A 16,257-nucleotide genomic window follows, 5' to 3' on the forward strand; every position below is an offset into this window, starting at 1 on the left:
AAATTCCGATAATTCTTGGCAAGCCGTCAAACCTTTGTCGCCAAACAGCGGTCATCTGCTACCATAGTCGTAAAAGCATTCGACGGGAGGGACGTGCGTCATGGCCAGCGTGAAATCCGCGAGCAAGCCGAAGAAAAAAGCCACGGCAGCGCTTAAAGCGGAGGAAAGGCCAGCCAGGCTTGCAGACTATCTGCTCGCCCGCGCGCCAGCTGAAGACATTGCTCCCTACGATGTGGCCGACCTGGAGCGGGCTGCCGATCTCGCCGGCCAGGCAGTCGCCACTCACAGGAAAGGCGAGTGCGTCGTCGCCGTCGATGCCGATTCGGGCGTTGTGCGAGACGGCCGCCCGATGACGGTTGTCACGGTCGTCAACGACAACATGCCGTTCCTGTTCGATTCCATCCTCGGCGAGATCACCGAGACATCGGGCGAACCGACCCTGGTCACCCATCCGGTTATCGTCGTGCGCCACGGCAAGGGCGGCGTGGAAGAAATCCTCGGCGACGGCAATTTCGCCAAGGACGATGGCAGCCACGACCGGCTGAGCGTCATCCATGTCCACATCCCGCGGCTGACATCCGAGCAGGCGAGCGGATTGAGCGAGCGGCTGCGCAAGATCCTTGGCCAGGTTCATGCCGCCGTTCACGACTGGAGGCCAATGCTGGCCCGCCTCGATCAGGCGATCTCGGAATTCCGCTATACGGCCGTGCCGCTCGACAAGAAGAGCGTTGCCGAGGCTCTCGCCTTCCTGGAGTGGCTGCGCGACGACAATTTCACCTTCCTTGGCATGCGCGAGTTCAAATACACCGGCGGCGAGGAAAGCGGCACGCTGGAGCGCGCTGAAAAGCCTGGCCTCGGCATCCTGTCCGATCCCGACGTGCTGGTGCTCAGGCGCGGCACCGAAGCGGTAACGACGACGCCGGAGATCCGCGCCTTCCTGCATGGGCCGGAGCCGCTGATCGTCACCAAGGCCAATGCCAAGTCGTCCGTGCACCGCCGCATCTATCTCGATTACATCGGCATCAAGACCTACACCGCCAAGGGTACGCTCGCGGGCGAATTGCGCATCGTCGGCCTGTTCACCTCGACCGCCTACACGCGCTCGGTGATGAAGATCCCGTATCTCAGGTCCAAGGCCGAAACCATCATCGCCAAGTCCGGCTTCGACCGGCACGATCATTCCGGCAAGGCGCTGATCAACGTGCTGGAAAGCTATCCGCGCGACGAGCTGTTCCAGGTGCCGGTGCCGATCCTGCGCAAACATGCCGCCGCCATTCTGGGCCTGGTCGAGCGGCCACGCGTGCGGGCGCTGGTGCGCGCCGACCAGTTCGACCGTTTCGTCTCAATCCTCGTCTTCGTGCCGCGCGACCGTTACGACAGCGTCGTGCGCGAGAAGATTGGCTCCTATCTGAAAACCGTATTCGAAGGCCGGCTGTCGGCCTACTACCCGGCCTTTCCCGAGGGCGGGCTGGCGCGCGTGCACTTCATCATCGGCCGCTCCGGCGGCAAGACGCCGAAGGTCGAGCAAGCGACGATAGAGGCGGCGATCCGCGACATCGTGCGTACCTGGGAGGACGCCCTTTCCGATGCGGCCGAGGCCAGTGGCGGCGACCAGGCTTTGAAGGCGATTGCCGCGCGGCTGCCGGAAAGCTACCGCGATTCGTTCAGCGCGGCGGTGGCGCTGGCCGATGCCGGGCGCATTGCCAAGATCAGCGCCGGCAATCCGATCGCCATCGACTATTATCGCCATGCCGAGCAGAAGCCGCACCAGGCATCGCTGAAGATCTATCACCACGGCAGCCCGGTGGCGCTGTCGCGCCGCGTGCCGGTGCTGGAAAACATCGGCTTCCGCGTCATCAGCGAGCGCACTTTCGAGGTCGGCGACGACCAGGTCGGCACGATCAATAGTGATCGGCCCGGCTTAGTCTTTATTCATGACATGGAGCTTGAGAACAGCTACGGCCAGCCGATCGACCTGACCGATGGCGGCGCGCTGTTCGAAGATGCGTTCCTCTCTGTCTGGCGCGGCGACGTCGACAATGACGGCTATAACGGCCTCGCCCAGACCGCCGGCCTGTGGTCTGGCGAGATCACCATCCTGCGCGCCTATGGCCGTTATCTGCAGCAGGTCGGCATTCCGCAAAGCCAGGATTTCATCGCCGCCGCGCTCAACCGCTATCCCGACATAGCGCGTGGCCTGCATGCGCTGTTCATCGCCCGGCTTGGCCCGACAGCCGAGACCGAAGGCGTGGTGGCCGCAAAGCATCTCAAGGCCAAGATCAAGGATGCGCTGGAGGATGTGCCGAACATCGACGACGACACCATCATCCGGCGCTACCTCAATCTGATCGAAGCCACGCTGCGCACCAATCATTTCGTTGCCGATACGAAAGAAAAGGGCCAGTCGCTGGCGATCAAGCTGGACTCGCACGCGGTCGAGGGCTTGCCGGCGCCGCGGCCGTGGCGGGAGATCTTCGTCTACGGCTCCGAGGTCGAAGGTCTGCATCTGCGCTTCGGTCCGGTGGCGCGCGGCGGCCTGCGCTGGTCCGACCGCGCCCAGGACTACCGCACCGAGGTGCTCGGCCTGGTCAAGGCACAGCAGGTCAAGAATGCCGTCATCGTGCCGGTGGGCGCCAAGGGCGGCTTCTATCCGAAGAAGCTGCCGATGAGCGCTGGCCGCGACGCGATCTTCGAGGCCGGTACTTCGGCCTACAAGAACTTCGTCTCCAGCCTGCTGTCGATCACCGACAATATCGGCCTCGACGGCGTCATCCCGCCGGCCGGCGTTATCAGACGCGACCCGGACGATCCGTATTTCGTCGTTGCCGCCGACAAGGGCACGGCGACCTTCTCCGATACCGCTAACGCGATCTCGGAGAAGCACGGCTTCTGGCTCGACGACGCCTTCGCCAGCGGCGGCTCGGCCGGCTATGACCACAAGAAGATGGGCATCACCGCCAAGGGCGCCTGGGAAGCGGTCAAGCGGCATTTCCGCGAGATCAACCGCGACATCCAGACCTCGTCCTTCACCGTCGTTGGGGTCGGCGACATGTCGGGCGACGTGTTCGGCAACGGCATGCTTTTGTCCCCGAAAACCCGGCTGATCGCGGCCTTCGACCATCGCGACATCTTCATCGATCCCGATCCCGACATGGCAGCCTCGATGGCCGAGCGCGAGCGCATGTTCGCGCTGCCGCGTTCGAGCTGGCAGGACTACGACAAGACGAAACTGTCGGAAGGCGGCATCATCGTCTCGCGCAACCAGAAATCGATCACCTTGCCGGCGGCGGCGGCGGCGGCGATCGGCCTGGCCAAGACCACCGCCACGCCGGTCGAGATCATGACCGCCATCCTCAAAGCGCCGGTCGATCTTCTGTGGTTCGGCGGCATCGGCACGTATCTCAGGGCATCGACCGAGACCAATGCCGAGGTCGGCGACCGCGCCAACGATGCCATTCGCATCACCGCGCTCGACGTCCGGGCGAAAGTGATCGGCGAGGGCGCCAATCTCGGCGTCACGCAGCGGGCGCGCATCGAGTTCGGCATGAATGGCGGCCGCTGCAACTCCGACGCCATCGACAATTCGGGCGGCGTCAACTGCTCCGACGTCGAGGTCAACATCAAGATCGCGCTGGCTTCCGCCATGCGCAAGGGGTCGTTGACACGCCCGGCACGCAACAAGCTGCTGGCCGAGATGACCGAGGAGGTCGGCTCGCTGGTGCTGTCCAACAACTACCAGCAGACGCTGGCGCTTTCGATCGCCCGCAAGCGCGGCCTCGCCGACATCGCGCATCAGAGCCGCTTCATGACGGCGCTGGAGGCGCGCGGCCTGCTCGACCGTGCCGTCGAGACGCTGCCGTCGCCGGCAGCGCTGGCCGAGCGCGAAGCGCGTGGCGAACCGCTGACCAGAGCCGAACTCGGCGTGCTGCTCGCCTATGCCAAGATTGTGCTGTTTTCCGACATCGTCGCCAGCGACGTGCCTGATGACGCGCATTTCGACCGCGACCTGATGGGCTATTTTCCCGACCAGATGGCGAAGAAATACGCCGCCGAGATCCATGGCCACAGGCTGCGCCGCGAGATCATCACACGGGTCGTCGCCAACGATCTGGTCAATCGCGGCGGCCCATCCTTCGTCAACCGGCTGCAGGAGGCCACCGGGCGCACCGCCGCCGACGTGGTGCGGACCTTCGCGGTGGTGCGTGACGGTTTTGCCTTGCCGGCGCTCTATCGCGAGATCGACGCGCTCGACAACCAGATCGACGGCCAGGTGCAGCTTGATCTCTATCAGATGGTCAGCCGGCTGATCTATGTGACCAGCGGCTGGTATCTGAAGAACGATGCCGGCACGGCACCCCTCAGCCAGCGCATTGCCGAGTTGCAGGAAGCCCGCAAGGCGCTGGAGCCCAAGCTCGTTTCGCTGCTGCCGGCCTTTTCACGCGAGCGCATCGAGGAGAAGCGGCATGGGCTGTTCAAGGCCGGCGCGCCGGAAAGCTTGGCCGGGCAGCTGGCACTGAGCGAGGTGGCGGAACTCATCCCCGACATCGCGCTGACGGCGCGCACCGCCGGCGCCGATATCGTCGCCGCGGCCAAGGCGTTCTTCGCCGTCAGCGATGCCTTCCGCATTCCGCGTGTCGAGGATGCCGCACGCTCGATCACGCCATCGGACTACTACGATCAGCTGGCGCTTTCGCGCGCCACCGACACGATCGATGCGGCACGGCGCGGCATCGCGGTGGCGGCGCTCACCGGCCAGGCCAAGACGGCCGATCCGGTGGCTGCCTGGCTGGACGCCGGCGGCGAGCGGGTGGCGCGCATCCGCGAGCGGCTGCAGGCGTTGACCGAGGGCGGCGACATCACCGTGTCGCGGCTGTCGGTGGCGTCGGGGCTGATGAGCGATCTGACGGGGATGTGACCGTCGATGATTGCCACACGCATTGTCGGGTGCGTGTGGCGCCTTTTCCAATGTTGTCGGCGCTTGGCGTTCAGCAAGCTCACCAGGAATGTTTGAGGGTGCCGACGATTTTCAGCCGGTCGCCGTAGAATTCGGTCCCGTAATAGCTGGTTGTCAGATACTTCCGGTCGAACAGGTTCGTTGCGTTCAAGGCCAACGTCACGTCCTTGGTCATCTTGTAGCTAATCGCCGCATCCACCAGTGCGTAGCCGCCAATCGAAATGGTGTTCGCGTCATCCCCGTAGGTTTGTCCGATATAGCGCACGCCGCCGCCGATGGTCAGGTCGCCACGCGGTCCTTCCTCGGGAAGCGTGTAGTCGACCCAGGCTGACGCCAGGTGGCGAGGAACGCGCTGCGGCCGATTGCCGGCATTCCCGCCAATGCCGTCTTCCAGGATCTCGGCATCCCAGTAGGAATAGGCAAGCGTCAGGTTCAGGTTTTCCGCGATGGCGGCCTTGCCCTCGAGTTCGATGCCGCGGACGCCAACCTTGCCGATCTGCTGCTGGACAACAGGCGTGACATAGGTCGGAACATTGGTTTGGGTAAGGTCGAAGACCGCGGCTGTGAACAGGCCGTCGAAGCCGTCGGGCTTGTACTTGATGCCTGCCTCATACTGTTTGCCCTCCTGAGGCTTCAACGAGCCCGAGACCGCATACCCGTTGGCGCTTGGCGACACGAGCGGCTGGAAGCTTTCCGAATAGTTGGCGTAGACCGCGAGGTTCGGCGTGAATTTGTAGGTCAGGCCGGCGCGCTTGGTGAAGGCCGATGCGGTGTCGTCGTCCTGCGTTCCCAGATCGAGATAGTCCGCCGTCGTATGGACACGGTCCCAGCGCCCGCCCAGGGTGACGATCCAGCGGTCGTCAAACGTCAATTGCTCCTGGGCATAGACACCGACCGCCTGCTGCTTGACCCGCCAGTTCACATAGGGACCGAGGTTGATGCAGGACAGACCGCAATAGGTCGGGTTGTCGATGTCGATGGGGCCGGCGGTGCCGAAGAGGATGTTTTCGCGGGTCTTGTCGTTGGCGTAGTCGACGCCGACAAGCGTCTTGCTGGCGACCCGGTCCCAGCCCGTATCGTATTGCAACTGATTGTCGAAGGCATAGCGGTTGGACAGGCCGCCGACGGAAAATGCCGTGCGGTCCGCCGTGGGGTCAAGCGACGCGCCGTAGACCTCGGCGTAGTCGAGGCTCAAATGCGTGTAGCGGGCATTGGAGCGGAAGGTGAGATTCTCGTTGAATTCATGTTCGAACTGGTAGCCGATATCGACCTGCTCGGTGTTGAAGCGGTTGAAATCCGGCTCGCCCAGGAAGGTGCCGATGTCGATATTGGCGCCGGCGGGGGTGCCGCGTGCGCCTGTGCCATCTCGCTTGTAATAGTCAGTCAGGATGGTGAGCGAGGTTCCTTCCTCGGGCTTGATGGTCAACGCGGGTGCGATGTAAAGCCGGTCGTCGTTGGAATAATCCCATCCTTGATCGCCATCCTTGGCCAGCCCGGTAAGCCGATAGGTCCACACGCCATCGGGGGCGATCGGCCCGCCAAAATCAACGCCAATCTCCTTGGTGCCGTCGCCATAGGACGTGTAAATCTCCCCCTGCTTCTGGTCCAGCGGCCGCTTGGTAATGGCGTTCACCAATCCGCCAGGGCCGTTGAGACCAAAAAGCGTCGATGTCGATCCCTTTAGGACCTCCACGCGCTGAAGTCCGTAAGGTTCGAGACGGCTGGCCGTGAACCAGGCTGGGATGCGCGCCGTCAAGCCGTCGCGATAGGTACCGAGCGATGTCTGGTCGAAACCGCGGATGCGAATATAGTCGTATCGGTCATCGTTGCCGAACTCGTCGGTGAGGACGCTGGATGTGTAGGCCACGGCCTGCTGGAGGCTTTCGACATGGCGCGCCTCCAGTTCCTTTTGGGTTACAACTGAAACCGAGGCGGGAACGTCGACGATCGGCGTATCGGTCTTGGTGGCGGTCGCCGTATCCTTGGCGACGATCGTTTGATCGGGCCCGCCAACGCGGTCCGACTTGCCGGTGACGACGATCGTTTCCAGTTGAGTTGCATCGTCCGGCGAAACGTCCTGGGCCCGGCCGGTCCCCACCATTCCAAAAGATGCCGCTATCAAGGCACTGCTCGCAATCAATCGCCTTGCCTGAATGCGCAACAATGCCTGTCGACCAATCGTCATCTCTTATTCCCTGTCAGACCAATTTCGAGCAGTTCGGCCGGTCACCGTTCCGGCCCTGCGCGAGCGCAATTAGTCAAAGCGGACAAAAAGAGTCAACTTAATAATCAAGAGATCCACGCCGGCGACAATCGTTGCGAAGCAGGGGGTGGAGGACGGCGCCGGACCTGCGGTCCGACTTCCCACGAGAAAAATACGGGCTTGGTTCGCGTAGCGGACGAAAGCCGGTTGCATGGCTTTCGAACAGTGAACGCCCGGCAGCGTCAAGGGTACGGCACCGAGCTTCGTTCATTGCATGAGGGCATGAAACATGCAGACATGGCGCCCGACACGGAACGGGTGCCGAGGGATCATGATGACGGTAGAGACAGTGCAGCGTGCGTCCGGGCGCGGCATCTGGGGATGGATGCTGTTCGACTGGGCGGCGCAGCCGTTCTTCACGGTCGTGACGACCTTCATCTTCGGACCTTACTTCGTCTCGCGCATGGCGAGCGATCCGGAGACCGGCCAGGCGGCCTGGGGCTACGGCATTGCCGCGGCCGGTCTTGTCATCGCCGTGCTGTCGCCCATCCTCGGCTCGATTGCCGACCAGACCGGCCCGCGCAAGCCCTGGATCGCATTCTTTGCCGCGGTCAAGGTCACCTGCCTTTGCATGCTTTGGTTCGCGGCCCCCGGTTCGAACCTTTTCCTGGTCGTGCTGTTCTTTTCGCTGGCGTCGGTCGCGGCCGAGTTTTCGACCGTGTTCAACGATTCGATGATGCCGCGCCTGGTGCCGAAGAGCGAGATCGGCCGAATCTCCAACATGGCCTGGGGCCTTGGTTATCTCGGCGGCATGATCGCGCTGATCTTCGTCGTCGCTTGCTTGGCCGGTTCGCCGGAGACCGGCAAGACGATCATCGGCACCGACCCGCTCTTTGGGCTCGACCCGAAGCTCGGCGAGGACGCGCGCGCAACCGGGCCTTTGTCAGCCGGCTGGTACTTCCTGTTCATCCTGCCGATGTTCTTTTTCACCCCCGATGCCATCAAGGGCCTGCCGATCGGCCCTGCGGTGCGAGAGGGGTTGGCGGAGCTGAAAGTGACGTTGGGCGAGGTGCGCAAGCGCAGCGGCATCTTCCGCTTCCTTGTCGCCCGCATGATCTATCAGGACGGTGTCAATGCGGTGCTGGCGCTGGGGGGCACTTTCGCAGCAGCGATGTTCCACTGGTCGATCACCGAAATCGGTATTTTCGGCATCATTCTCAACGTCGTCGCCATCTTCGGCTGCCTGGTTGCGGCCCGTCTCGACACGGCGCTTGGCTCAAAAACCATCGTCATGATCTCGCTGGTCCTGCTCAGCATCGCCACGATCGGCATCGTCTCGACCGGACCGGGCTATACTTTGTTCGGCCTCTGGATGATGCCTGGACCGGACAGTGGCGGCCTGTTCGGCACCGCAGCGGAAAAGGCCTACATCTTCTTCGGCCTGTTGATCGGTGTGGCTTTCGGGCCGGTGCAGGCGTCGTCGCGATCCTACATGGCGCGCAGCGTCACGGCGGCAGAATCCGGCCGCTATTTTGGCATTTATGCGCTGGCCGGACGGGCGACCAGTTTCCTGGCGCCGTTCATGGTCGCGTCCGTCACCTTGGCCAGCGGCTCGGCACGGCTCGGCATGGCGGTGATCGTGCTGTTCCTCGGGATCGGCATGGCGATCCTGGTCAAGACGCCCTATCCAGCGGACCGGCCGGCGGATTGAGTTCTTTCTTCCTTCTCCCCCTGTGGGGTGAGCGGCCGGTTCGCGAAGCGAATTCATCGTGCCAGTGGCACGATGAAAGGCTGGCGAACGCCGGGACGCTGCGGAGCAGCGGGGACCCGGCAGGGCGGATCGTCCACCGCCCGGCCCTTCGCGGGCTCAGGGCGTTCGAAGCTCGAAAAGCCAGGCAATTGGCTTTTCGTTCGCTGCGCGAACCGCTTCTCACCCCGCAAGGAGAGAAGGAAGAAGTGCGTCAATGCCTGAAATGCCGGACGCCCGTAAACACCATGGCGATGCCGTGCTCGTCGGCAGCGGCGATGACGTCCCTGTCGTTCATCGAGCCACCCGGCTGGATAACGGCAGTGGCGCCGGCGGCGATCGCCGACAGCAATCCGTCGGCGAAGGGGAAGAAGGCGTCGGAGGCGACGACCGAGCCCTTGGTCAGCGGTTCGGCAAGGCCGGCGGCCTCGGCGGCGTCGAGTGCCTTGCGGGCAGCGATGCGTGAGGAGTCGACCCGGCTCATCTGGCCGGCGCCGATGCCGACGGTGGCGCCGTCCCTGACGTAGACGATGGCGTTGGACTTGACGTGCTTGGCGATGCGGAAGGCGAATTTCAGGTCGGCCATTTCGACCGGCGTCGGCGCCCTCTTGGTCACCACTTTCAGTTCGAGGTCGTCGACGACAGCGTTGTCCCGGCCCTGGATGAGCAGACCGCCGGCGACGGATTTGACCGTCGTGCCCGGCGTGCGCGGATCCGGCAGCCCACCGGTGACCAGCAGGCGCAAATTCTTCTTCGCCGCGACGATGGCCGCTGCCTCGTCAGTGGCGCCGGGCGCTATGATGACTTCGGTGAAGGTTTTTACGATCTCTTCCGCCGCCTCGGCGTCGAGGGTGCGGTTGACCGCGACGATGCCGCCGAAGGCCGAAACCGGGTCGCAGGCGAGCGCCTTGGCGTAGGCGGCTTTCAGCGAGGTGCCTTCGGCAACGCCGCACGGGTTGGCGTGCTTGATGATGGCGACGGCGGCGGAACGCGCCGGATCGAACTCGCCGACCAGCTCGAAGGCGGCGTCGGTGTCGTTGATGTTGTTGTAGGACAGCTGCTTGCCCTGCAACTGACGCGCCGTGGCGACGCCCGGCCGCTTGTCGCCATTGATATAGAAGCCGGCGCTCTGATGCGGGTTCTCGCCATAGCGCATCACCTCGACCAGCCTGCCGCCAAAGGCACGCCACGTCGGGTGTTCGATCTCGAGCGCTTCGGCGAACCAGCCGGAGATCGCCGCGTCATAGCTGGCGGTGCGGGCGAAGGCCTTGGCGGCCAGCTTCTTGCGGAAATCCAGCGACAGCGAGCCGATGTTCATCTCCAGCGCGTTCAGCACCGAGGCATAGTCGCCGGGATCGGTGACGATGGCGACATAGGCGTGGTTCTTGGCCGAGGCGCGGATCATGGCCGGGCCGCCAATGTCGATGTTCTCGACGATCGATGCGTAGTCGGCGCCGGAGCGGCGGACCTCCTCGAACGGATAGAGATTGGAGACGACGAGATCGATCGGCTCGATGCCGTATTTGCGCATTGCCGCTGAATGCTCCGGATCGTCGCGCACGCCAAGCAGCGCGCCATGCACGCCGGGATGCAAGGTCTTGACGCGGCCATCCATGATCTCGGGAAAGCCGGTGAGCTCGGAGACGTCGCGCACCGGAAGGCCCGCGTCAGCGATCGCCTTTGCCGTGCCGCCGGTCGAGACCAGCTCGACGCCTGCGGCTGCCAGCGCCTTGGCGAAATCGATGAGGCCAGTTTTGTCGAAAACGGAGAGCAGGGCGCGACGCACGGGAACCAGGTCTGGTGCGGGAATGTTCTTGGCGGCGACGGCCATGGGCTGGCGGCCTTTCACGACTGGTGTGGTGGATGCCCGGCCCGTAGCACATGCCGCCCGGAAATCAAACCAGCGGTCAGGTGGGTCAGTTGTTTTCCGGGTAGCCGGCGATGCTGGTGCGGGTCAGCTGCCAGTGGACTTCGGCGATTTCCGAGGCCTTGAAGGCAAGCACGATCTGGCGGCTGCGGCGCGGGCCGCCAAGACCGGCGAAATAGATCGATTCCTCGACCTCCGGCACCACTTCGGCCGATGTGAACACCCAGGTGTCGGCCTGATCGGCAGCCAGCACCAGGCGGTCATGCTCGTCCTGCAAAAGGTTGACATCGGGATGAACGTGGAAGCGGACGGTGACGAAGTCGCGGCCATTGTTGCGGATCGCGGCACTGCCGGGGCGCTGGAAGCGGTCCCGGCCGGCCAGCACATTGCCGTTCGACGACAGCTTCAGCTCGCGCTCATGCAGGAAACCAAAGCGCGCGACATAGCCGTCATGGCGGGCGATGAAACCCTGAACGCCTTTCTGATCGGTGCGCTTGCACTGCACATGCTGCGGGCCGCCGATCAACGGCGAACCGAGCAGGTCGTTGACGCGCAACGAGTGGCTGAAGCGCGCCGACGAGGTGTCGTTGATGGTGGCGGTCGAGTGCGCGGCGGTGGCGCGCGCCAGCGGCCGGAATTCAGCCGCGCCGTAGGTGTCGATGCCGGCATTGACGATGTAGTGCTGGCGCCCGGACGACAGTTCGAAGGCAAGGCAGCTGGCATGTGCGGCATTGGACACGTCGACCGGCGGCGGCGGGCCGGTGTCGGCGATGACCGTGGTGCCGCCCATAGACAGGCGCTCATAGCCGGAATGCGGCGCATGCAGCAGCGGCGCGCCAGCGGTGTCGTCGTGGCGCAGGATGGTGGCGATGCGGTCGTGGATGGTGGCGCCCATGCCGTTGAAGCGGGCGAGGCTGCCATCCTGATGGCGGAAGAAGCGCAGCGCCGGCAGCATGCGGTCGATGGCGCCGATCAGCGCCTGCGGCGGCGTTTCCGCCTGGTTGGCATAGGTCTGGCGCAGTGGCAGAAGGTCGGCGAGGATTTCCAGGACGACCATCGGATTGCGCGAAATGTGCCCGCCATCGGCGAGGATCTGGCGGTCGAGTTCCTCGGCAAGGTTGCGGGTCGCGCCACGCAGCGCCGATGCCGGCGCCGGCAGGGACAAGGCAGCGAAGGCGAGCGCGATGCGGGCCCGCAGCCTGTCCTTGCCGTCGGGCATTTCGCGCGCCATCGACCTGAGATAGCGGATCTGCATGGCAACCGACTTCAGGAAGGCGCGGTAGAAAGGGAACTCGGCGCCCTGCAATACGACCGAGGAGTGCTGCAACCAGGCGATGATGCGCTTGGCCGTCGTGCCGGGCTCCCAGGCGATGCCGGAAATATGGCTGCCATGCATGGTGATCCAATCGGAGACCAGGGCGCGGGCGTTGGCAGCGGCAAGCTCCGTGCCGGCGGCGCGCATATGGCGCAGCCAGCGAAAGCCGTGCAGCGTCTTCTGCCAGCCGTGATTGGGCACGTTGATCTGGAAAGGCGACTTGCCGCCGGTCTCGACCAGATGCCCCGACAGGGGATAGCGGCCGTAATAGATCTCGAGTGCGATCTGCGGGTCGGCGAGGCGCAGGTCCGGCGGTGCGATCAGCACACGTTCCGGCGTGCGGCCGGAATAGCGCCAGCGATAGACAGGCCCGGCGCGCAGGCGCCGGCGCGTTTTGCGCCAGAACTCCTTCGCGACAAGTGTCCACAGACGCGTCGTGCTGCTGGCAGCCAGTGCCAAAACCCCTCCTGATCGTCCTCTACCCCGGCGCCGAGTCTACATGATTGCACGATTCGTGCGAAGGCGAATTCCACGAGCCCGGGCCGGTTCACCTGCTTCTGCCGCCGGTCCTGCCTAAAAAAGGCAGCAAATCCGGCAGTTCAAGCCCTAGCCGGCTCGCCGCATGCGAGCGGCGAAGAAGCCGTCGAGGCCTGAGCGTTCCGGCGCGCCGAGGTCCAGGTCGGCGGGCGTGGTGCGCAGCGTGCCTTGCGGCGTCAGGAATGGATCGATGCCGGCGATCTCGCCTTGCAGCAGCGGATCATTGGTGATTGCAGGCGTGCCGGCGAGAAAGGCGCGACAGAGATCCTCGCCTTCGAGCGGATCGAGCGAACAGTTGGAAAAGACGATCCTGCCGCCGGGCTTCACCAGCGTCACAGTGCGGGCGAGCAGCCTGCGCTGCAGGTCGGCCAGTTTTTCGACATCGGCAGAAGTCTTGGTCCATGGCACGTCGGGGTGCCGCCGCACCGTGCCGGTCGACGAGCAGGGCGCGTCGAGGAGAATGGCGTCGAACAATTCCTTCGGCTCGAATTTGAGCAGGTCGGCCTGGACGATCTCGGCGGACAGGCCGAGGCGCTCGAGATTCTGCGTCAGCCGCGCAAGCCGGTTTTTTGACGTGTCGACGGCGGTGACCTTCGCGCCGGCAACGATCAGCTGCGCGGTCTTGCCGCCGGGCGCGGCGCAGAGATCGGCAACCCGCAATCCCGTGACATCGCCGAACAGTCGGGCGGGCAGGCTGGCCGCGGCGTCCTGGACCCACCAGGCGCCCTCGGCAAAGCCAGGCAATTCGGTGACAGGACCGACAAGATTCTCGACCCGCACCGTGCCGGTCGGCAGGACGATGCCGCCGAGTTTTTCGGCCCAGAGTCCGGGATCGGCCTTGACCGAGAAGTCGACCGGCGCCTCAATGCGATGCGCTTCGAGGATCTGTCTGGCCTTTTCGTTGCCGTAGGTAGTCTTCAGCCTGTCGGAAAACCATTTGGGCGCCTCGTCGGTGGCGGCAAGGGCGGCAGGCAATTCCGTTTCCTTGGCCCGTGCCAGTGTGCGCAGCACGCCATTGACGAGGCCGGAGAACCGCACCGTGCGCGGATCGGACTTGGCATGGGTCACCGCAATGTCGACGGCGGCGCTGTCGGGAATATCGAGGAACAGGATCTGTGCGGCCGCCACATGCAATATGTGCGACAGCGCCGTGGCATTGGGCGGCAGCGGCTTTTCCAGGCGCCGCGCCAAGAGCCCCGATATGGTCATGCGATAGCGCAGCGCGGTGACCAGAATGGCGCGGACAAGGCCGCGATCGCGCAAATCGAGCACCTTGTATTGCGGGTGGCCGTTCTCGTGATCGGTCAGCCCGTCAAGCGGTGTCCTGGCATCGATGACGGCGGCCAGCAGGCGGGCCGCTGCCTTGCGCGCGGCGAGACCGGCGACGAAGTCGCCGCCGTCCCTGTGTTCCTGATCACCTGAAACCGTGCGTCGAGGTCCTCTGTCCGCCACGCTCACGACCACCGGCCCCTGGGCCCGGTCGGATTGCGACCCCATGGGTTGGATTTGGGCTTGGCGGGCTCCGCCGGCTGCTCGGGCCGTGCTGTCTGATCCCACGGGCCGGATGGCCGCAGTTCGTCCGCCTGGCGTGGCGTTGGGGCCTGGCGCGGTGCAGCCCGGGTTTCGCTGCCGGCCATGTCGCGCGCCATCGCCTGCAAGGCTGCAATGCGGTTCTCAGTGGCGGGGTGGGTGGAGAACAGGCTGTCCATGCGCTCGCCGTGAAGGGGATTGATGATGAAGAGATGCGCGGTCGCGGGATTGCGCTCGGCATCGGGGTTGCGGATGCGTTCGGCGCCGCGGGCGATCTTGTCAAGCGCCGATGCCAGCCAGAGCGGGTGTCCACAGATTTCGGCGCCACGTCGGTCGGCCTCGTATTCGCGGGTGCGGCTGACCGCCATCTGCACGACCATCGCGGCAAAGGGCGCTACGACCATCGCCGCCAGCACGCCGACAAAGCCGAACGGATTGTTGTCGCGATTGCCACTGAAAAAGAAGGCGAAATTGCCGAGCATCGAAATGGCACCGGCAAAGGTGGCGACGATCGTCATGGTCAGCGTGTCGCGGTGCTGCACATGGGCGAGTTCGTGCGCCATGACGGCTGCGACCTCTTCAGGCGTCAGTGCCTGCAACAGGCCGGTGGAGGCAGCGACGGCCGCGTTCTGCGGGTTGCGGCCGGTGGCGAAGGCGTTCGGCTGCGGATTGTCGATCAGGTAGGTCTTCGGCATGGGCAGGCCGGCCTGTTTGGCGAGCGATTGAACGATGGCGTAATATTCGGGCGCGTTCTTCTCGTCGACCTCGACGGCACGGTTCATCGACAGCACCATCTTGTCGGCATTCCAGTAGCTGAACAGATTGGTGCCGGCGGCGATCAGCAGCGCGATCATCATGCCGCCGGTTCCGCCGATCAAAAAGCCGACGCCCATGAACAGCGCGGTCATCGCGGCAAGAAGCATGGCGGTGCGAAGTGTGTTCATCGTCTGCTCCTGTCCAGGTGATAGCGAAAAGGGGTCGATCCGCTTGGTCTCATCGCTATATGATGGGAAACACCAGTTCCCGTTTCAATCCGCTGGAAATATCGCATGAACGACGAAGCCAGTAAAACCGATGCCGAGCTTGCCCATGATGTCGAGCCAAAGGCGCTGACGCCGGAAGCCAGACGTGCGCTCGCGGAAGCCGAAGCAAGGCGTGCAAAGTACCTGGAAAAGGAAGCCTCGGCGCCGAAGGAAATCGGCGGCCGCGGCGGCAAGGAGCCCGGCCGCTACGGCGACTGGGAGGTAAAGGGCCTGACCAGCGATTTCTAGACGCCGCCTAGGCGGCGTTGCGCTGCGGCTCGAGCGCGATCCAGCCACGCTCGTCGACGGTGATGCCCACCATGCCGTAGCCCGCGATCGCGGCGTGTTGCGTTGGCAAGGGGTGCTTGTGCGTGGCGCTGATGACCATGACCGCCGCGCCCGCCGCTTCGGCTGCCGCTATGCCGGCCGGGGCATCCTCGAACACGAGGCAGTCGCGCGCGTCGAAGCCGAGCCGTTCCGCGCCAAGCCGGAAGCAATCGGGCGCCGGCTTGCCGCGGGAGACATCTTCCGCTGCGACGATGACGGCCGGGACGGGGATGCCCGCGGCCTTCATGCGCAACAGCGCCAGCTCACGTGGGGCGGAGGTTACGATCGCCCAGCGTTCGGGCGGCAGCGAATCGAGAAATGCCACGGCGCCGGCGATCTGGATAATGCCTTCGAGATCGGCCGCCTCGGCCTTCAGCAGCAGATCAGCCTCGTGTGCCGGGTCGACGCCCGGCAGCGCCAGGCCGGTGATGGTCTCGATCGCGCGTACGCCATGGATCGTCGGCAGGAAGGCAGCGACGTCGAGGCCCTGGCGGCGTGCCCAATCGCTCCACACCCGTTCCGCCGAGGCGATGGAATTGATGAGCGTGCCGTCCATGTCGAAGAGGAAGGCCGCGAATTTTCTGCTTGAATACATGATTTTCCTCGAGTCCGGGGAGCGCTGGTGGGGTTGCCGAATCTAACGTCTCGACCGCGGCAGGGGAAGACACGGGGTGGGCTTTTCGATCGGCCCAGGGAACCACGGTATCCTCCGGGCGTTTGGAAAGGACTGCTTCTCACGAGATCGAAGGGGGGGA

Annotated in this window: 9 protein-coding genes; 3 read left to right on the forward strand and 6 right to left on the reverse strand. The window is 64.4% G+C overall.

Translation table 11 applies throughout. The annotated features are described in order from the left end of the window. Positions 1–100 precede the first annotated feature (100 nt). Positions 101–4,915 (forward strand): NAD-glutamate dehydrogenase, encoded by a 4,815-nt coding sequence (locus A9K65_RS05945; RefSeq protein ID WP_064995959.1) that lies wholly within the window; start codon positions 101–103, stop codon positions 4,913–4,915. A gap of 79 nt (positions 4,916–4,994) precedes the next feature. On the opposite strand, the gene A9K65_RS05950 is transcribed toward A9K65_RS05945, so the two are convergent. Then, positions 4,995–7,139: a TonB-dependent siderophore receptor gene (locus tag A9K65_RS05950; RefSeq protein WP_064995958.1), complete on the reverse strand. Its 2,145-nt coding sequence runs from the start codon at positions 7,137–7,139 to the stop codon at positions 4,995–4,997. Positions 7,140–7,491: 352 nt separating this feature from the next. Here A9K65_RS05950 and A9K65_RS05955 point away from each other — a divergent pair, with 352 nt between their 5' ends. Further along, a complete protein-coding gene (locus A9K65_RS05955; RefSeq protein ID WP_013529010.1) occupies positions 7,492–8,868 on the forward strand; it encodes an MFS transporter in 1,377 nt (458 codons plus the stop codon). Between the two features lie 250 nt (positions 8,869–9,118). On the opposite strand, the gene purH is transcribed toward A9K65_RS05955, so the two are convergent. The 4 genes from purH to htpX all read right to left on the reverse strand — a co-directional run bounded on the left by purH (position 9,119) and on the right by htpX (position 15,097). Next, complete coding sequence (gene purH, locus A9K65_RS05960; RefSeq protein ID WP_064995957.1) at positions 9,119–10,735, reverse strand: bifunctional phosphoribosylaminoimidazolecarboxamide formyltransferase/IMP cyclohydrolase; 1,617 nt, start codon at positions 10,733–10,735, stop codon at positions 9,119–9,121. Positions 10,736–10,820: 85 nt separating this feature from the next. Then, a complete protein-coding gene (locus A9K65_RS05965) occupies positions 10,821–12,545 on the reverse strand; it encodes a heparinase II/III family protein (protein ID WP_013529012.1) in 1,725 nt (574 codons plus the stop codon). 147 nt (positions 12,546–12,692) lie between these two features. After that, on the reverse strand, positions 12,693–14,087 hold the full coding sequence (locus A9K65_RS05970; protein WP_245322105.1) for an RsmB/NOP family class I SAM-dependent RNA methyltransferase: 1,395 nt from the start codon (positions 14,085–14,087) through the stop codon (positions 12,693–12,695). Continuing rightward, positions 14,078–15,097: a zinc metalloprotease HtpX gene (htpX, locus tag A9K65_RS05975; protein WP_013529014.1), complete on the reverse strand. Its 1,020-nt coding sequence runs from the start codon at positions 15,095–15,097 to the stop codon at positions 14,078–14,080. The genes A9K65_RS05970 and htpX overlap by 10 nt, the downstream gene beginning before the upstream one ends. A gap of 105 nt (positions 15,098–15,202) precedes the next feature. On the opposite strand from htpX, the gene A9K65_RS05980 reads away from it, so the two are divergent. After that, positions 15,203–15,424 carry a DUF1674 domain-containing protein gene (locus A9K65_RS05980; protein WP_013529015.1) on the forward strand — a complete coding sequence of 74 codons (222 nt, stop codon included), beginning with the start codon at positions 15,203–15,205 and terminating at the stop codon, positions 15,422–15,424. A 7-nt stretch (positions 15,425–15,431) separates the two neighbouring features. On the opposite strand, the gene A9K65_RS05985 is transcribed toward A9K65_RS05980, so the two are convergent. Beyond that, a complete protein-coding gene (locus A9K65_RS05985) occupies positions 15,432–16,097 on the reverse strand; it encodes an HAD-IA family hydrolase (protein ID WP_064995955.1) in 666 nt (221 codons plus the stop codon). Positions 16,098–16,257: the final 160 nt, after the last annotated feature.

The organism is Mesorhizobium sp. WSM1497 (assembly GCF_001672455.2).
GTDB lineage: Bacteria > Pseudomonadota > Alphaproteobacteria > Rhizobiales > Rhizobiaceae > Mesorhizobium > Mesorhizobium ciceri.